At 69.1% G+C, this 17,062-nt stretch carries 23 protein-coding genes; 22 read left to right on the forward strand and 1 reads right to left on the reverse strand.

Annotated elements, in window-relative coordinates; all coding sequences use genetic code 11:
• Nucleotides 1-2: 2 nt before the first annotated feature.
• The 9 genes from D9V41_RS05220 (at nt 3) to D9V41_RS05260 (ending at nt 8,324) form a co-directional block, all read left to right on the forward strand.
• Nucleotides 3-953, forward strand: a complete 951-nt coding sequence (locus D9V41_RS05220; protein WP_121793486.1) for a flagellar motor switch protein FliM — start codon at nt 3-5, stop codon at nt 951-953.
• The gene (gene fliN, locus D9V41_RS05225) at nt 950-1,660 is read left to right on the forward strand and encodes a flagellar motor switch protein FliN (protein WP_121793487.1); all 711 of its coding nucleotides are present in this window, start codon (nt 950-952) and stop codon (nt 1,658-1,660) included. The genes D9V41_RS05220 and fliN overlap by 4 nt, the downstream gene beginning before the upstream one ends.
• Nucleotides 1,660-2,061, forward strand: a complete 402-nt coding sequence (locus D9V41_RS05230; RefSeq protein WP_121793488.1) for a FliO/MopB family protein — start codon at nt 1,660-1,662, stop codon at nt 2,059-2,061. Before fliN ends, D9V41_RS05230 begins: the two co-directional genes overlap by 1 nt.
• On the forward strand, nt 2,058-2,792 hold the full coding sequence (gene fliP, locus D9V41_RS05235; protein WP_243697159.1) for a flagellar type III secretion system pore protein FliP: 735 nt from the start codon (nt 2,058-2,060) through the stop codon (nt 2,790-2,792). Before D9V41_RS05230 ends, fliP begins: the two co-directional genes overlap by 4 nt.
• Nucleotides 2,793-2,796: 4 nt before the next feature.
• Nucleotides 2,797-3,075, forward strand: coding sequence for a flagellar biosynthetic protein FliQ (locus D9V41_RS05240; protein ID WP_121793489.1), 279 nt, complete (start codon nt 2,797-2,799; stop codon nt 3,073-3,075).
• Complete coding sequence (locus D9V41_RS05245; RefSeq protein WP_243697160.1) at nt 3,072-3,848, forward strand: flagellar biosynthetic protein FliR; 777 nt, start codon at nt 3,072-3,074, stop codon at nt 3,846-3,848. Before D9V41_RS05240 ends, D9V41_RS05245 begins: the two co-directional genes overlap by 4 nt.
• The gene (locus D9V41_RS05250; protein ID WP_121793490.1) at nt 3,845-4,975 is read left to right on the forward strand and encodes an EscU/YscU/HrcU family type III secretion system export apparatus switch protein; all 1,131 of its coding nucleotides are present in this window, start codon (nt 3,845-3,847) and stop codon (nt 4,973-4,975) included. The genes D9V41_RS05245 and D9V41_RS05250 overlap by 4 nt, the downstream gene beginning before the upstream one ends.
• 87 nt (nt 4,976-5,062) lie before the next feature.
• Nucleotides 5,063-7,111 carry a flagellar biosynthesis protein FlhA gene (flhA, locus tag D9V41_RS05255; protein WP_208006752.1) on the forward strand — a complete coding sequence of 683 codons (2,049 nt, stop codon included), beginning with the start codon at nt 5,063-5,065 and terminating at the stop codon, nt 7,109-7,111.
• 298 nt (nt 7,112-7,409) lie between these two features.
• The gene (locus tag D9V41_RS05260; RefSeq protein ID WP_121793491.1) at nt 7,410-8,324 is read left to right on the forward strand and encodes a cation diffusion facilitator family transporter; all 915 of its coding nucleotides are present in this window, start codon (nt 7,410-7,412) and stop codon (nt 8,322-8,324) included.
• Between the two features lie 77 nt (nt 8,325-8,401).
• Here D9V41_RS05260 and D9V41_RS05265 read toward each other — a convergent pair whose 3' ends face one another.
• On the reverse strand, nt 8,402-8,995 hold the full coding sequence (locus D9V41_RS05265) for a DUF4352 domain-containing protein (RefSeq protein ID WP_121793492.1): 594 nt from the start codon (nt 8,993-8,995) through the stop codon (nt 8,402-8,404).
• Between the two features lie 155 nt (nt 8,996-9,150).
• On the opposite strand from D9V41_RS05265, the gene D9V41_RS05270 reads away from it, so the two are divergent.
• From D9V41_RS05270 to rpsQ, 13 genes are all read left to right on the forward strand, one after another.
• Nucleotides 9,151-10,395 carry an ATP-binding protein gene (locus D9V41_RS05270; protein WP_208006753.1) on the forward strand — a complete coding sequence of 415 codons (1,245 nt, stop codon included), beginning with the start codon at nt 9,151-9,153 and terminating at the stop codon, nt 10,393-10,395.
• On the forward strand, nt 10,392-11,045 hold the full coding sequence (locus D9V41_RS05275; RefSeq protein WP_121793494.1) for a helix-turn-helix domain-containing protein: 654 nt from the start codon (nt 10,392-10,394) through the stop codon (nt 11,043-11,045). Before D9V41_RS05270 ends, D9V41_RS05275 begins: the two co-directional genes overlap by 4 nt.
• 493 nt (nt 11,046-11,538) lie before the next feature.
• Nucleotides 11,539-11,847, forward strand: a complete 309-nt coding sequence (rpsJ, locus tag D9V41_RS05280; RefSeq protein ID WP_087624403.1) for a 30S ribosomal protein S10 — start codon at nt 11,539-11,541, stop codon at nt 11,845-11,847.
• A gap of 19 nt (nt 11,848-11,866) precedes the next feature.
• Complete coding sequence (gene rplC / locus D9V41_RS05285) at nt 11,867-12,517, forward strand: 50S ribosomal protein L3 (protein WP_121793495.1); 651 nt, start codon at nt 11,867-11,869, stop codon at nt 12,515-12,517.
• Entirely contained in the window at nt 12,514-13,461 is a 948-nt protein-coding gene (rplD, locus tag D9V41_RS05290) for a 50S ribosomal protein L4, sunset domain variant (RefSeq protein WP_424922788.1), read from the forward strand. The genes rplC and rplD overlap by 4 nt, the downstream gene beginning before the upstream one ends.
• Nucleotides 13,461-13,763 carry a 50S ribosomal protein L23 gene (gene rplW, locus D9V41_RS05295; RefSeq protein WP_121793497.1) on the forward strand — a complete coding sequence of 101 codons (303 nt, stop codon included), beginning with the start codon at nt 13,461-13,463 and terminating at the stop codon, nt 13,761-13,763. Before rplD ends, rplW begins: the two co-directional genes overlap by 1 nt.
• A gap of 17 nt (nt 13,764-13,780) precedes the next feature.
• The gene (rplB, locus tag D9V41_RS05300; RefSeq protein ID WP_121793498.1) at nt 13,781-14,611 is read left to right on the forward strand and encodes a 50S ribosomal protein L2; all 831 of its coding nucleotides are present in this window, start codon (nt 13,781-13,783) and stop codon (nt 14,609-14,611) included.
• A gap of 15 nt (nt 14,612-14,626) precedes the next feature.
• Nucleotides 14,627-14,908, forward strand: coding sequence for a 30S ribosomal protein S19 (rpsS, locus tag D9V41_RS05305; protein WP_121793499.1), 282 nt, complete (start codon nt 14,627-14,629; stop codon nt 14,906-14,908).
• Nucleotides 14,905-15,330, forward strand: coding sequence for a 50S ribosomal protein L22 (gene rplV / locus D9V41_RS05310; RefSeq protein ID WP_121793500.1), 426 nt, complete (start codon nt 14,905-14,907; stop codon nt 15,328-15,330). The genes rpsS and rplV overlap by 4 nt, the downstream gene beginning before the upstream one ends.
• Complete coding sequence (gene rpsC / locus D9V41_RS05315; RefSeq protein ID WP_121793501.1) at nt 15,330-16,136, forward strand: 30S ribosomal protein S3; 807 nt, start codon at nt 15,330-15,332, stop codon at nt 16,134-16,136. The genes rplV and rpsC overlap by 1 nt, the downstream gene beginning before the upstream one ends.
• Nucleotides 16,136-16,555 carry a 50S ribosomal protein L16 gene (rplP, locus tag D9V41_RS05320; protein ID WP_121793502.1) on the forward strand — a complete coding sequence of 140 codons (420 nt, stop codon included), beginning with the start codon at nt 16,136-16,138 and terminating at the stop codon, nt 16,553-16,555. Before rpsC ends, rplP begins: the two co-directional genes overlap by 1 nt.
• Complete coding sequence (rpmC, locus tag D9V41_RS05325; protein ID WP_208006754.1) at nt 16,555-16,782, forward strand: 50S ribosomal protein L29; 228 nt, start codon at nt 16,555-16,557, stop codon at nt 16,780-16,782. The genes rplP and rpmC overlap by 1 nt, the downstream gene beginning before the upstream one ends.
• Nucleotides 16,779-17,060, forward strand: coding sequence for a 30S ribosomal protein S17 (gene rpsQ / locus D9V41_RS05330; RefSeq protein WP_121793504.1), 282 nt, complete (start codon nt 16,779-16,781; stop codon nt 17,058-17,060). Before rpmC ends, rpsQ begins: the two co-directional genes overlap by 4 nt.
• Nucleotides 17,061-17,062: the final 2 nt, after the last annotated feature.

The following is a 17,062-nucleotide window of genomic DNA, read 5'->3' on the forward strand; positions in this document are numbered from 1 at the left end:
TCGTGATCCCTTCGACCGCGCCCGAGAGCGGGGCACGCCCCGGCAGTCGCCGCGTCCGCGGCCGCGAGCCGATCTCGTACGACTTCCGGCGCCCCATCCAACTCTCGCGTGAGGACGCCCGGCAGCTCCATCTGGCCTTCGAAGGGTTCGCCCGCCAGGCCTCGACCGTCTTCACGTCGCTGTTGCGGACGGTGTGCGACGTCCACCTCGTGCAGATCACCCAGCAGACCTACGGCGAGTACGTCGACTCGCTCGAGCCGCTGACCTACCTCGGCATCTTCTCGGCGGAACCGATCGCCGGACGGGGCATCGTCCAGCTGCCGATGTACGGCGTCATGACCGCGATCGACCACATGCTGGGCGGGCACGGGAGCGATCAGCAACCTCAACGCGCGCTGACCGAGATCGAGATCGCGGTCATGAATGAGCTCATGGACCGGCTGCTCGCCGAGATGCGCTACTCGCTCGCCGACAGCGTCGATGTCATCCCGCGGGCGACTGGCTACGAGCACAGTCCGCAGCTCGCGCAGGTCGCGGGCGCGTCCGACGTCATGGTCATCGTGCGCCTCGCGATGCGGCTGGCCGGTGAGGAACTCGATGCCACCATCGGCCTGCCGTACGCCGGGCTCCACCCGCACCTTGCGCGTGCGACGGCTCCCTCGGCCACGTCGGAGAGCGAGCGGCGCTCCCGGGAACGATCGGCCGCCGCCTTGCGCGAGCGCTTCGCGAGCGTTCCCGTGGAGGCCGCCGTGCGGCTGCGACCCACCACGTTCACACCCGCCGAGATCGCCGACTTCCGGCCCGGCACGCTCGTTCGGATGCACCACCCGTCGGCGGCTCCGCTCGAAGTGTGCGTGGACGGTGAGGTCTTCGCCCGCGCCACGCCGGGCGCGTCCGGCCCCCGACTCGCGGCGCTCGTCGTCGCCACCCCCGTGAAGGAGACGAACTCATGACGACTGCCGTCGACACCGCGCTGGTGCGCGACCTGGGCGAGGCTGCCGCCCGGCACATCCCCGCCAGCGAGGACGTCCGCGTACTCGGAAGCGAGGACGGCGTTCAGCTGGCCGGCTTCGCCGGAGCAGCGGTCGCCGATCTCGGTGACGGGCGCGTGGTCGCGCTGTGCGCCGGGGACGAACTCGTGCACGCCCTGGCCACCAGCCCCCTCGGAACCTTGTCGCTGGCCGCTGCCCTCCAACCCTCGTTCGACGCGGTGGCCGCCCATCTCGGCGGCACGGCCGGAGCGGCTCGCGACGTCCTCGTCGAGGAGCTGCCGGGGCTGATCGCCGATCTCGCCGTCACGATCCTGCTCGGCGGCCATGCCGTCACCGCGGCGCTCGTCGTTCCGTCGGCCGGACTGGGTGGCGCCGCGCCGACGCCGCAACCGTCGCCGGAGGCGCCCGCGTCGGCGCCCGCACGTGGCATCGAGATGCTGCACGGCGTCGTCATGGACGTGACCGTCGAGATCGGACGCACGCGGATGCCGGTGCGCGATTTGCTCTCCCTCGCCCCTGGGGCGGTGGTCGAACTCGACCGCGCCGCCGGAAGCCCGGCGGACCTGCTCGTCAACGGCCGGCTCATCGCGCGCGGTGAGGTCGTCGTGGTGGACGAGGACTACGCCCTGCGGATCACCGAGATCCTGGATCCGTCGGCGGCCCACTGATGCTTGAGCTGACGCTGCGCCTGGTCGCCTCGTTGGCGATCGTCATCGGGCTGCTGCTCCTCGTCACGCGCTGGGGCTCGCGGCGCTTCGCCGGGCGCACAGACGCCCCGGTGCGTGTGCTGGCCCGTCAGTCGCTCTCCCGCGGCTCCAGCGTGGCCGTGGTCGCCGTGGGGGAGCGGATGCTGGTGGTAGGGGCGACCGAGCACTCGGTGCAGTTGCTCACCGAACTCGACGGCGGGGACTGGCCCGATGCCGAACCCGTCGAGCCGATCGAGCTCGCCGCGCGCCGTGGCGGCGCGCATGCGGCGCCCCCCGCCGCCACGCCGCTGCAGGGTTCACTGCTCTCCAAGCAGACCTGGCAGCAGGCTCTCGAGGCGGCGCGGGGGCGGAGCGCGTCGTGAACGCGGTGGCGGCGCGGTGGGCCATGCTGCCCTTCGAGCCGGTCGGACCGGACGGGCCCCAGGGACCGGGCATCTCGATCGACCTTGGTGATCCGACCGCTGCGCCGAGCACCTCGGTCACGTTCCTGTTGCTGCTGACGCTGCTCTCGCTCCTGCCGGCGATCCTGCTGTCCTGTACGGCATTCACCAAGATCGTCGTGGTGCTGGGCCTCACGCGCAACGCGCTGGGGTTGCAGCAGATCCCGCCCAATCAGGTGCTGGCCGGGCTGGCGCTGTTCCTCAGCATCTTCGTCATGGCGCCGGTCCTCTCCCAGATCAACGACGCCGGCTTGCAGCCCTATCTGGCCGGGGACCTCGCCCCGCAGGAGGCGTGGGACGCGGGGCTCGAGCCGTTGCGGTCGTTCATGCTCGCGCACACCGGCGAGTCCGAGTTGCAGTTGCTGTCGGACGTGTCCGGGCGGGAGATCCCCGAGAGCCGCACCGAGGTGGCCACCACGATCCTCATCCCGGCGTTCATGCTCAGCGAACTCAAGCAGGCGTTCATCATCGGCTTCGTCATCTTCGTGCCGTTCCTGGTGATCGACATCGTGGTCAGCGGCGCGCTGATGGCGCTCGGCATGATGATGATGCCTCCCGTCATGGTCTCGCTGCCGTTCAAGCTGCTGCTGTTCGTGCTCGTCGACGGCTGGAGCCTCATCATCACCTCGGTCATGACGAGTTACTCGGGGTAGGCACATGACCGACACCACCGTCATCTCGATCGCCACGCAGACGATGATCGTCGCGCTCAAGCTCTCCGCGCCGATCCTCGTCACCTCGCTGGTGATCGGGTTCGCCATCTCGGTTGTCCAGTCCATGACGCAGATCCAGGAGTTCACGCTCGCGTTCGTGCCGAAGCTTCTCGGGGTGGGTGTGGCACTGCTGCTGTGCGGGAACTGGATGCTCCACACCATGGTCAACTTCACGGTCGAGCTGTTCGAGGCGATCCCGACCTTCCTCGCGGGGGGTCCGTGACCCTCGACGCGGGGGCGCTGCTGATGTACCTGCTCGCCACCGTCCGACTCGTCGCCTGGTTCGTGATCGTTCCGCCGTTCTCGACCCGGGCGTTCCCGATGATGGCCAAGGTCATCCTCGCCTGCGGGTTGTCGCTCCTCGTCGCGCCCACGGTCATGACGCAGGCGCCACCGACCTCCGACGCCGCCGTCATCGGGGCGATCGTGAGCCAGGTCCTCATCGGCCTGCTGCTCGGGTTCGTGACGATGCTGCTGTTCGCCGCGATCACGACGGCAGGCGCGATGATCGACCAGTTCGGCGGACTCGCGCTCGCGCAGGCCTTCGACCCGCTGATGATGCAGATGAACACGGTGTTCGGCAAGTTCCATCAGATGCTCGCGACGGTCCTGCTGTTCGCCACCGGGGCCCATCTGCTCATCCTCGGGGGACTCATGCGGACCTTCGAGTTGCTGCCGGTCGGCGAGCCGTTCGAGGTCGACGCGGCTCCGGACCCGCTGCTGACCGCCTTCCGGCTGTTCTTCGTCACGGCCGTGCAGATCGCCCTTCCGCTCATCGCGGTGCTGTTCGTGGCCGACCTCGGTCTGGCGCTGCTGACCAAGGTCGCTCCGCAGCTCAACGCCATCACGGTCATGTTCCCGGCGAAGATCGGTCTCACGTTGCTGCTCGTGGGGCTGACCTTCCCCGCGCTCTCCGACGCCGTGGCGCGTCTGGCCGAACTCGCACTCGAGGCCATGGCCACCATCGCCGGCGGTACGGGAGGTGAGACCGGGTGAAGGAGGAGAAGACCGAGAAACCGACTCCCAAGCGGCGTAAGGAGTCGCGCAAGGAGGGGCAGGTTCCGCGCACCCCCGAGCTGGGTGCGTGGGGGACGCTCGTGATCCTCGTGTTCGCCGGGCCGTGGCTGATCGGCTGGGAGATCGACGCGCTTCGTGAGCTCATGACCGCCGCCGGCCGGCTCGCCGAGGACCCCTCCACCGCCGATGCGTTGCGGTTCGGGGAGGAGGCGGCGGTCCATACCTTCGTCGCGCTGCTGATACTGAGCCTCATCATCATGGTGTTCGGGGTCGCCGCGGCGCTCGCTCAGGGCGGGCTGTACCTCGCGACGAAGCTCATCAAGCCCTCGGCGAAGAAGCTCAATCCGGTCCAGGGTGCGAAGCGGATCTTCGGGCCCCAGGCGTGGTGGGAGGGCGCGAAGATGCTGCTCAAGAGCCTCGTCGTCGGTGTCCTGGTGTACCGCGCGGTCGTGGAGATGCTGCCGCTGCTCGGTGGGTTGGTTCCGGTCGACGCCTCGGTGGCCGTCGCGACCGATCACTCCCTCGCACTCCTGCGTTCGGTGGCGCTCGCCGGTCTCGTGTTGGCCATCGCCGACTACGCGATGCAGCGTCACCGCGTCGGCAAGCAGACCCGGATGACCAAGCACGAGGTCAAGCAGGAGACGAAGCAGACCGAGGGCGACCCGCACCTCAAGAGCGCGATTCGCGGCCGCCAGATCGCCGTCTCACGAAACCGGATGATCGCCGAGGTACCGAATTCCGATGTCGTCCTCGCCAACCCGACGCACGTCGCGGTGGCCTTGCGATACGACCCGGAGCAGGGGGCGCCGCGGGTCGTCGCCCGAGGGGCGGGTGCGGTGGCGAGCCGGATTCGCGGCATCGCGTCCGAGCATGACGTACCGATCGTCGAGGACGTGCCGCTCGCGCGGGCGATCTTCCGGTCGACGGAGGCCGGTCAGCAGATCCCGGCGGAGCTGTTCGCGGCCGTCGCCGAGGTGCTCGCCTTCGTCATCAGCCGTCGCACGCGCGGTGTGCGTGGCGGCTTCGTCGCCTCGCCGAGGTCGGCCGACTCCCCGCTGCCGGTCGTGCGGCGCGGCCGGCACCGGCGCGTCGCTCAGGTCGGGTGAGGACCTGCCGATGGAGCCCATGACGGCACCAGGACGGTGCGTCGACCAGCCAGGACGGCACGACACGACGAAGAGTAGGGACGTCGCGTGACCTCCAAACGCATCATGCAGCTGGGCATCCCCGTGGGCATCGTGCTCATCGTCGTGATGCTCGTGGTGCCGCTGCCGACGGTCATCCTCGACTTGCTGATCGCGCTGAACATCACCGGGGCGCTGCTCGTGCTACTCGTCGCGATGTTCGTGCGCCGGCCCCTGGACTTCGCCGCGTTCCCGGCGGTGCTGCTCGTCCTCACGCTGTTCCGGCTGGCGCTCAACGTGAGCGCGACCCGGTTGGTGCTGCTCGACGGCTACGCCGGAAAAGTCATCGACACGTTCGGGCACTTCGTCGTCGGCGGTTCGCTCATCGTCGGGCTCATCGTCTTCCTGATCCTCCTCGTCATCCAGTTCGTCGTGATCACCAACGGCGCCGGGCGGGTCGCCGAGGTGGGTGCTCGCTTCACACTCGACGCGATGCCGGGTAAGCAGATGGCGATCGACGCCGATCTCAATTCCGGCCTCATCGACGAGGACGAGGCGCGGCGGCGGCGCGCGGAGGTGCACGCCGAGGCCGATTTCTACGGGGCGATGGACGGTGCCTCGAAATTCGTCAAGGGCGATGCGATCGCGGCCATCATCATCACCGTCGTCAACCTGATCGGCGGGTTCGCCATCGGTGTGGCGCAGAAGGGGATGTCGTTCGGCGAGGCGGTGGAGACGTACAGCCTGCTGACCGTCGGCGACGGACTGGTGTCGCAGATCCCGGCGCTGCTGCTCTCGGTCGCCACCGGCCTCGTCGTGACCCGGTCGACGGCCGACGAGGACATGGGCACCGACATCATGCGGCAGATCACCGCCAACCGGACGCCCTTGCAGGTGGCCGGAGGCGCTGCGCTCGCGCTCTGTCTCATCCCCGGCCTCCCGAAACTGCCGTTCATCATCGCCGGCGGTGCGATGCTGCTCGCGTCCACGCGAGTCCCGTCGTCGGGCCAGGACGAGGACCTTCCCGACGAGAGCACGGCGGCACTGCCACCCGCGGCCGACACCCCCGAATCCCTCATCGAGGACGTCCGGGTCGATCCCCTCGGCTTGGAGCTGTCGGCCGATCTGGTCGATCTCGTCGATGCGACCAGCGGGGGCGACCTGCTCGTGCGGGTCAAGGGTCTGCGTCGCAAGATCGCGGGCGAGATCGGCATCGTCGTCCCGCCGGTGCGCACACGCGACAACGTGGAGCTTCCGCCGCAGACGTACGCGATCCGGTTGTTCGGCGTCGAGGTCGCGCGCGGGCAGGCGCCGCCAGGGACCGTGCTGGCGATCGGCGACCATCTCGACGACCTGCCCGGAACGGCCGGGCGGGAGCCCGTTTTCGGGCTCGACGCCAAGTGGGTGCCGATCCAGCTCGCCGCGCAGGCCGAGCTCGCCGGTGCGACGGTCGTGGACCGCGCCTCGGTCATCACCACGCATCTGTCCGAGATCGTGACCCGGCATGCCGCGCGCCTGCTGGACCGCCAGGACGTGCAGGTGCTGACCGACGTGGTCAAGCGCACGCACCCGGTGGTCATCGAGGAACTGACCGGTCAGCTGTCGCTCGGGGAAGTGCAGCGGGTGCTCCAGGGGCTGCTGCAGGAGAAGGTGGCGATTCGTGACCTGGTGCGGATTTTCGAGGCCATGTCGCTGCGGGCGCGCGACACCAAGGACACCGATGCGCTCGTCGAGGCGTGCCGTGCCGAACTCGGCATGGCGATCGCGCACCCGTACGCGGTCGGGGGAGTGCTGGAAGCGATCACCTTCGATCCGTTGCTGGAGCAGCGGATGCTGGAGGCCTCGCGTCAAGCCGAGAGCGGAACGGTCATCGCGCTCGACCCCGACCTCCTGCAGCGGGTGTTCGCCGAACTCGGACAGGTCGTATCAGCGGTGGAGAACCGCGGCGCCCGTCCGGTCCTCGTCTGCGCCCCGCAGGTGAGGGCGGCGGTCCGTCGGCTCGTCGGGGCGATCGTGCCGCATGTGCCGGTCCTGTCGTATCGCGAGGTCGAGGGCGTCGAGCACGTCCGTTCGGCCGGGGTCGTCTCCGGACAGCCGGCGTCGCAGCTCACCGGCTGAACTCGCGTGGGCGGTGAGTTATCCCGCACCGGCTGGCCGCGCGTGCGTACTCACTCACCGCTCTGGCCGCGCGTGCGTACGCACTCACCGCCCTGACCGCGGGTGCGTGCTCAGTCACCGCTCGGCGTGGGCGGTGAGTTATCCCGCACTGAGCGGCCGCGCACGCGTACTCACTCACCGCTCTGGCCGCGGGTGCGTGTGCACTCACCGCTCGGCGCTACGCGAACGGTTCTCAGTGGCGTCCTCTTGGTGGGACGCGTGGTCGTGAATTACGCAACGAGCATCTAGCCTTATTCGCATGGGTCACGGACACCGCCACGGCACGGGCGTGCAGCACCGGGGCCGCCTGGCGCTCGTCCTCGGCATCGCGCTGGTGGTCTTCGTGGTCCAGCTCGTGGTGGCCGCGCTCACCGGCAGCCTCGCCCTCTTCGCCGACGCAGGGCACGTGCTGACCGATGCGGTCGGCGTCGCCATGGCGCTCATCGCGATCACCGTCGGCCAGCGCGGGGGAGGCCGTGACGTCCGTTCCTCGTACGGGTTCCACCGCGCCGAGGTTCTCGCGGCCGGCGCGAACGGTCTCATCCTGCTCGGGCTGTGCGTCGCCATCGTCATCGGCGCCGTCCGCCGGCTCACCGAGCCCGTGGCGATCGACGGCGGCTTGGTGCTCGCGGCGGGCGCGGTGGGTCTGGCCGCCAACGTCGTGGCGCTCATGCTCCTACGAGACGGCGCCACCCAGAACCTCAACGTCCGAGGAGCGTATCTGGAGGTGCTCGGCGACGCGCTCGGCTCGGTGGCCGTGCTGGTGTCGGCGGCGGTCATCGTCCTGACCGGCTGGAACCAGGCAGATCCCATCGCCTCGCTCGTCATCGCGGCACTCATCGTCCCGCGGGCGGTCACCTTGTTGCGAGAGGTGGGGGAGGTGCTGCTGGAATCGGCACCCCGCGACGTCGACCTGGCCGAGCTGCGTGACCACCTGATGGGGGCCGACGGGGTCGTCGACGTGCACGACCTCCACGTCTGGACGATCACCTCGGGCATGCCGGTGATGAGTGCGCACATCGTGGTCGACGACGCCGTCGTCGACATGACCGACGCCCAGGTGATTCTCGGACGGCTCCACGGCTGCCTCGCCGAGCACTTCGACGTCGAACACTCGACCTTGCAGATCGAGCCGCGTGGCCACGCCGACACCGAGGCGCACGTCCACCACTGACACAACGACGACGGTGGCCCAACCCCCCGAGAGTTCGGCCACCGTCGTCGCGTCCCGCCCGCGGGCGGAAGTCTGCGTCAGGCAGTCGGCAGGTCGACCGTCCAGATCTGCTCGTCGATCTGCTCGTCGCTGCCGATGACGCTCGCCGCGCCGCGCTTGTACTCCAGCTGGTAGGCGTCGGAACGGTTGTTGACCTGGAAGGCGATCCAGCCCGTGCCTTGCTCACCGGCGCTGACGCCCTCCCAGGGGGTCAGGCCGGCCTCGGCCATCGCATTGTCCAGGATCGTCGTGGCCGGCCCGGCGAGGTTGCCGTCGGCGTCGACGAGACGGAAGCCGCCCTGGATGCCACCGGAGAACTTGTCGCCGGCCTGAGTGTCGACCTCCACGAGGACCCACTCGCCACCCCGCTCGGGAATGTTGCGGTTGTCCGGAGCGTCGAAGTCGCGGATGAGCTTCATGACCGTGATGGTGTGGCCCATGACGTCATCGGTGATCGTCTCGTCGACCTCGAGCTCCTGCTGCTCACCGGCCGGCTCTTCGGTCGGCTCGGCGGTGGTCTCCTCGGCCGACGGGGTGGGCTCCGCGCTCGGCTCCTCGTCGCCACCACCGCAGGCGGAAAGCAAGAGGACGGAGGCAGCCGCCAGGGCGGTGAGGGCACTACGCGTACGCATCAGGGCGAGATCCTTCGAAAAGACGGGTGAACGGGCCACGGCGGGGTCGTGCCACGGCGCAGTCCACCTTGCCGGTCCGCCCCACCGCGCGGTACCCCACGAAACCGTGGATTCGATGATCAGGAGCGAGACCTTTACCATCAATGCTTGTGACGATGGGGACTGACAAGCTGCGTCAGTGCGCTCGGATCTGGCATGACTGGCTGCGCGGCCGGGGTCGTGGTGAGGACCCGGTACGCGACGCCGACATGGTCCTCGCGCTGCTCATCGCGGGTCTGCGGCTCGGCGTGATCGCGCAGATGATCCCCAGCCTCGCGCACGGCATCGACGTCTCCCCGCGACCCGCGCTGTACGTCGTCTGTTGGGGCCTCGCAGCGTCCGCGTCGATCGCCACAGCAGCGCACGCCTGCTTCAGGCGCCGACCGCCCGGCGCGCGGTGGGTGCGAGCGGACATCGCGCTGACGGTCGCGCTCGTCGTGACGGGAGCCGCCATCGTGCCCGCGGACGACCGACTCGGGACGTGGTCCGGCTTTCTTCCCGGCTACGCGCTCGGTGCCCTGCTGTCCGCGTGCACCGTCGCGCACACCCGTCTGTGGTTCGGTGCGCTCATCGCGGTCGTCGGATCGCTCCTGGTCCATCTCCACCCGCTCGCCATCACCGACCTGCGCTTCTCGATCACGAGCAACATCGTGACCTTCTTCGTGCTGGCGGCGCTCGTCCGCACCGCCGCGTTGTGGTCGCGGCGGATGGCGGAGGAGGCCGCGGCCGCACGGGAGTGGGCAGCGCAGGTCGCGCGTGAGGACGAGTTGCGACGAGCGCGTACCTCGTTGCACAACGGGGTCGCACTGTTGGGGCTGCTGGCCGACGAGCAGCAGCATCGTTCGGCCGTTCGTGCCGGCACGGATTCGGCAGCGGACGAGTGGCGCGGCGGCCTTCGGCGGCAGGCCCGCGAGGAGGCGAACCGGATGCGGGCGTACCTTCGCGGTGAGCTGAAGACGGTCGTCGAGGACCACGACGGCGCCACTCTCGCGCAGGTCGTCGAGCGCGGCGGCCGGGGATTCGAGGACCTACCGCTCGAGACCGTCGCCGACGCCGCCACGAATCTGCGTATCGGTCCCGAGCCCGCCGCCGCCCTGACCGCCGCACTGCAGAGCCTGCTGTTGAACGTGCGCCTCCACGCCGAGGCGCAGCACGTCGTGGTGCACGTCGAGGAGAGCGGCGCGGGCTGGACGATCACCGTGACCGACGACGGCCGCGGTTTCCAGCCCGAACCCGCTCGTTTCGGGGTGGGCCTCGGAGAGGTCGTGGTCGCCTCGCTCGCGCGCCACGGCATCACCGTCGAGGTGGACGCCGCCCCTGGCCTCGGAACCAGCGTGAGCATGTCGGGAGGCGGCACGTGACGGTCCGCGCGGTGGTCGTCGACGACTCGACCGTGATCCGGAACTCGCTGCTCGATCTGTTGCCCGGCTTGGAGCCGGTCGGCAGCTTCGCCGCGGTCGAGGAGCTGTTGGCCGCGCGGCTGCCGCAGCACGACCTGGTGATCCTCGACCTCCACCTCGTGAATGCCGGGCAGCCCGAGGTCCGGCAGGGCGTCGCGGCGGTCCGCGCCATAGCGCGGGCCGGATACCGGGTGTGCCTCTACACCCAGGAGGAGCGGCCCTTCGTCCTCGCGTCGTGCCTCATGGCCGGTGCGCGCGGGATGGTGTCGAAGGCGTCCACCCTCGAGGCGGCGGGGCAGGCCTTCCGCGATGTCGCGGCGGGGGAGCTCGTCGCGCCGCCGCGGGTCCTCGGGCTCCTCGACGTCCTGAGCCGGCGCCGCAGCCTCAGCTTCATCGGGCCCCGGCAACGCGAGGTGCTCGTCGGACGGGCGCGCGGTCTCACCTACGCCCAGCTGAGCCGCAAGCTGTTCTTGTCCGAGTCCACGCTGCGCGGGTACTGGCGCGAGATGACGACCCAGATCTGCAGCTATCTGGAGGAGACGTCGCCCGCCGACATCGAGCGCGCCCTCGGCCTCGCCCCCGGCGACCTCGTGGACCTCGACGTCGACTGACCCGCGCACCGCACGAGGTCGCGTCACGATCCGCGAGTGGTGCAGATTCGCGACGACGAAGCCTCGCCGGTGACGAATGTGCCCCGCTCGCGTGCGCATCTGCACCACTCGGCGAGGCGAACGGGCGCTTTCGCCGCGCACCCGCGAGTTCTCGACGGGGGAGTGACCGAACGCACGTAGGGGCCCGATTTGTGTTCGCCCCCATGCGTCTGTCAAGATAGTGAAGTTGCCTCGGCAAGGTCGCGGTGACGTCTGCGCTCAGGAATCTCACGCCTGACCCCAGTGCGGGCGTCGGACCCGAGACCCTGCTTGTCCGGCGAGCCGAACCCGTCAGGGGGCGGCGCCGGTCCAACCACCTAACTCGAGAAGTGTGTGACATCTGCGCGCGGGAGCGGCGCGACACGCCCGACCTCGGGGGACGGAGGAGAGCAACGGAACTCCTCCCAGCCGGGGGCGAGTGAAGCGAAGACGAACGTAAAGGACGAGCAAGAGCATGGCGGGACAGAAAATCCGTATCCGGCTCAAGGCCTACGACCACGAGGTCATCGACTCGTCGGCGAAGAAGATCGTCGACACCGTGACCCGCACCGGCGCGAAGGTGGCCGGCCCTGTGCCGCTGCCCACGGAGAAGAACGTGTTCTGCGTGATCCGTTCGCCGCACAAGTACAAGGACAGCCGCGAGCACTTCGAGATGCGTACCCACAAGCGGCTCATCGACATCATCGACCCGACGCCGAAGACCGTCGACTCGCTCATGCGTCTCGATCTCCCGGCCGGCGTCGACATCGAGATCAAGCTCTGACGTAGGGAGAACGCACGCTATGAGCAGCACTGCCACCGCACGCGGCCTCCTGGGCCGCAAGATCGGCATGACCCAGGTGTGGGATGCCGACGGCCGCATCGTCCCCGTCACGGTGCTCAGCGCCGACACCAACGTCGTCACGCAGATCCGTACGCGCGAGACCGACGGCTACAGCGCCGTCCAGATCGGTTTCGGCGAGATCGACGGCCGTAAGGTCAACAAGCCGCAGGCCGGCCACTTCGCGAAGGCCGGCGTCACGCCGCGCCGCCACGTGGTCGAGATCCGCACCGAGGCGATCGGCGACTACACGCTCGGCCAGGAGATCACTCCGGAGATCTTCGCCGCCGGCGACAAGGTCGACGTCACCGCCACCAGCAAGGGCAAGGGCTTCGCCGGCGTCATGAAGCGTCACGGCTTCGCCGGTGTCTCGGCCTCGCACGGCGCCCATCGCAACCACCGCAAGCCGGGGTCGATCGGCGGCTGCGCCACCCCCGGTCGCGTGTTCAAGGGTCTGCGCATGGCAGGTCACATGGGCACCGACACGGTGACCACCCAGAACCTCACCGTCCACTCGGTCGACGTCGAGAAGGGAGTCGTCCTCGTCAAGGGCGCCGTCCCGGGCCCCAAGGGCGCACTCGTCGTCATCCGCAACGCCGCGAAGGGAGCCTGAACATGGCGAAGACGCTTGACGTCGATCTTCCCGTCGACATCTTCGACGTGCAGGTGAACGTCCCTCTCATCCACCAGGTCGTCACCGCGCAGCTCGCTGCCGCCCGCCAGGGCACGCACGACACCAAGACGCGCGGCGAGGTCGCCGGCGGCGGCAAGAAGCCGTACCGCCAGAAGGGCACCGGCCGCGCCCGTCAGGGCTCGATCCGCGCTCCGCAGTTCGCCGGCGGTGGCACCGTCCACGGCCCGACGCCGCGCAAGTACGACCAGCGCACCAACAAGAAGATGAAGGCCGCCGCCCTGCGCGGTGCCCTCTCCGATCGTGCCCGCAGCGGTCGTCTCCACGTCGTGGAGTCGCTCGTCGCCGGTGACGCGCCGTCCACCAAGGCCGCGCTCGCCGCGCTCCGCGAGCTCACCGCTCGTCCGCGCGTGCTGGTCGTCGTCGACCGCGGGGACGCCGTCACGGTCAAGAGCCTGCGGAACGCCGAGGCGATCGCCCTCATCGAGTTCGACCAGCTCAACACGTACGACGTGCTGCTGTCCGACGACGTGGTGTTCACCAAGGCCGCGTACGACGCGTTCGTCGCCGCTCGTTCGGCCGAGGGCGTCGCCACGCTCAAGCTGAGTGAGCTGGCCACCGAGGCTCCGGCTCCGGCCGCGCAGCCGAAGGCCGCCCCCAAGGCCAAGGCCAAGGCCGCTCCCGCCGAGGAGGCCGCCGAGGCTCCGAAGGGCGCCACCAAGACCCAGCCGTACGGCCCGGGCTCGAAGGCCCCGCTGGCGAGCGGCAACGCTCCCAAGGGCCACGAGATCAAGGGTGCAGCCGACAAGACGTACGTCGCGCCGGGTGCCGAGGGCTACGACGCCGTCACGCCCGAAGTCTGGTTCGACACCGCCGAGTCCGCCGAAGCCGCCGGGTTCAGCCCGGCTCAGGAGGAGAGCAACTGATGAGCACCCTGCACTCGCACGCGCGTGACGTCATCATCGCGCCGGTTGTGAGCGAGAAGAGCTACAACCTGCTCGACGACAACAAGTACACGTTCGTCGTTCACCCCGACGCGAACAAGACGCAGATCAAGATCGCCGTCGAGGAGATCTTCGGCGTCAAGGTCACGTCGGTGAACACGATCAACCGCAAGGGCAAGACCCGCCGCACCCGCAACGGCATCGGCAAGCGCAAGGACGTCAAGCGCGCGATCGTCAGTGTGGCGCCCGGTCAGAGCATCGACATCTTCTCGAGCCCGAGCTGAGACGAGGACCAAGACTCATGGCTATTCGCAAGTACAAGCCGACCACCCCGGGCCGTCGTGGCTCGAGCGTGGCCGACTTCGCCGAGATCACCCGCACGACGCCCGAGAAGTCGCTGCTCGAGCCGCTGCCCAAGAAGGGCGGCCGCAACAACCAGGGCCGCATCACGACCCGTCACCAGGGCGGCGGTCACAAGCGCGCGTACCGGATCATCGACTTCCGTCGCTACGACAAGGACGGCGTGCCGGCCAAGGTCGCGCACATCGAGTACGACCCCAACCGCACCGCGCGCATCGCGCTGCTGCACTACGCCGACGGCGAGAAGCGCTACATCATCGCGCCGGAGGGTCTGCGCCAGGGCATGTCCGTCGAGGCCGGTCCGCAGGCCGACATCAAGCCGGGCAACAACCTGCCGCTGCGCAACATCCCGGTCGGCACGGTCATCCACGCGATCGAGCTGCGCCCCGGCGGCGGAGCCAAGCTGGGCCGCTCGGCCGGCGCTCGCGTGCAGCTCGTCGCCCGTGAGGGCAACCGCGCGCAGCTGCGTCTGCCCTCGGGTGAGATGCGGTACGTCGACGTCCGCTGCCGCGCCAGCATCGGCGAGGTGGGCAACTCCGAGCAGTCCAACATCAACTGGGGCAAGGCGGGCCGCAACCGCTGGAAGGGCAAGCGCCCGACCGTCCGCGGTGTCGCGATGAACCCGATCGACCACCCGCACGGCGGTGGCGAGGGCAAGACCTCCGGTGGCCGTCACCCGGTCTCGCCGTGGGGCAAGCCGGAGGGCCGGACGCGCAAGCGCAAGGCCAGCGACCAGATGATCGTCCGCCGACGCAAGTCCGGCAAGCGGTAAGGAAGGACCTGACACATGCCGCGCAGTCTCAAGAAGGGTCCGTTCGTCGACGACCACCTGGCCAAGAAGGTGGACGCGCAGAACGAGGCCGGTACCCACAACGTGATCAAGACCTGGTCGCGCCGCTCGATGATCCTGCCGTCCTTCATCGGACACACGATCGCCGTGCACGACGGCCGCAAGCACGTCCCGGTGTTCATCACCGACTCGATGGTGGGTCACAAGCTGGGCGAGTTCGCCCCGACCCGCACGTTCCGTGGCCATGAGAAGGACGACCGAAAGGCGAAGAGGCGATGAGTGCAGCAACTCGCGACAACGTCAGCGCTCGCCGTGAGCGGCTGCTGGGCGACGCACCCGGCGCGTTCGCCGTGGCTCGCTTCGTGCGGGTGACCCCGCAGAAGGCTCGCCGCGTGGCGAACCTGGTGCGTGGTGCGAACGTCGAGGACGCGCTCGCCACCTTGCGGTTCGCGCCGCAGGCCGTGGCCGAGAACTTCTACAAGCTCGTCGAGTCGGCCGTCGCGAACGCCGAGACCACCGAGGGTCTCGATCGTTCCGACCTCGTCGTGACCACGGTCACGGTCGACGAAGGCCCGACCATGAAGCGTTGGCGTCCGCGCGCCAAGGGTGCGGCCAACCGCATCCTCAAGCGCACCAGCCACCTCACGGTCGTGGTCCAGCCGAGCGACTCCGTTACTACCACGAAGGGCGGGAACCGCTAGTGGGACAGAAGATCAACCCGCACGGGTTCCGACTGGGCATCTCCACGGATCACAAGAGCCGTTGGTACGCCGACAAGCTGTACTCCAGCTATGTGGGCGAGGACGTCAAGATCCGCCGGATGCTGACCAAGGGCATGGACCGTGCCGGCATCAGCAAGGTCGAGATCGAGCGCACGCGTGACCGCGTCCGCGTCGACATCCACACCGCGCGCCCGGGCATCGTCATCGGACGCCGCGGCGCCGAAGCCGACCGCATCCGCGGCGATCTCGAGAAGCTCACGGGCAAGCAGGTCCAGCTGAACATCCTCGAGGTCAAGCAGCCCGAGATGGACGCGCAGCTGGTCGCCCAGGGCGTCGCCGAGCAGCTCAGCGGCCGTGTGCAGTTCCGCCGCGCCATGCGCAAGGCGATGCAGACGACGATGCGTGCCGGTGCCAAGGGCATCCGTATTCAGTGCTCGGGCCGCCTCGGTGGCGCCGAGATGAGCCGTTCGGAGTTCTACCGCGAGGGCCGCGTGCCCCTGCACACCCTCCGCGCGGACGTCGACTACGGCTTCTACGAGGCCAAGACGACCTTCGGCCGCATCGGCGTGAAGGTCTGGATCTACAAGGGCGAGGTCGCCGGCACCCGCGCCGAGCGTGAGGCCGAGGCGGCCAAGCGCGCGGCCGCTCCGGGCAGCCGTCGTCCGGGCCGTGGTGGCGGCAACCGCCGTCCGGCCCGTGGCGCCGGTCAGCAGGCCCCCGCCACTCAGGACGCTGCCGCGTCGGCTCCGGCCGAGGCTGCGGCTCCCCAGGGAGGGACGAACTGATGTTGATGCCCCGCAGGGTCAAGTACCGCAAGCAGCATCACCCCAAGCGGCGTGGCATGGCCAAGGGCGGCACGGAGCTCGCGTTCGGTGAGTACGGCATCCAGGCCGTCGAGGGCCACTACGTGACGAACCGCCAGATCGAGTCGGCGCGTATCGCCATGACCCGTCACATCAAGCGTGGCGGCAAGGTGTGGATCAACATCTACCCCGATCGCCCGCTGACCAAGAAGCCCGCCGAGACCCGCATGGGTTCGGGTAAGGGCTCGCCGGAGTGGTGGGTCGCGAACGTCAAGCCCGGACGCGTCATGTTCGAGCTGTCGGGCGTGTCCGAGGAGGTCGCCCGCGAGGCGATGCGCCGCGCCATCCACAAGCTGCCGATGAAGGCTCGCTTCATCAGCCGAGAGACAGGAGACCTGTGATGTCGAAGACGACAGCCGCAGAGCTGCGCGGTCTCAGCGCCGATGAGCTGTCGGCGAAGCTGACGGAGGCCAAGGAGGAGCTGTTCAACCTGCGCTTCCAGAACGCCACCGGCCAGCTCGACAACACGGCCCGCCTCCGCACCGTGCGTCGCGAGATCGCCCGCATCTACACCGTGATCCGTGAGCGTGAGCTCGGCATCATCGAGGAAGTCGAGACGAAGGCATGAGCGACAAGAAGGAAACGACCGTGAGCGAGCGTTCCACCCGCAAGGTCCGCGAGGGCTACGTGGTGAGCGACAAGATGGACAAGACCGTCGTGGTCAGCATCGAGGACCGTATCAAGCACCCGCTGTACGGCAAGGTGATGCGCCGCAACATCAAGCTCAAGGCTCACGACGAGGCCAACACGGCCGGCGTCGGCGACCGCGTCCTCCTCGCGGAGACGCGTCCGCTGTCGGCGACCAAGCGCTGGCGGGTCGTGGAGATCCTCGAGAAGGCCAAGTAGGA

The organism is Aeromicrobium phragmitis, from assembly GCF_003674095.1.
Classification (GTDB): Bacteria; Actinomycetota; Actinomycetes; order Propionibacteriales; family Nocardioidaceae; genus Aeromicrobium; species Aeromicrobium phragmitis.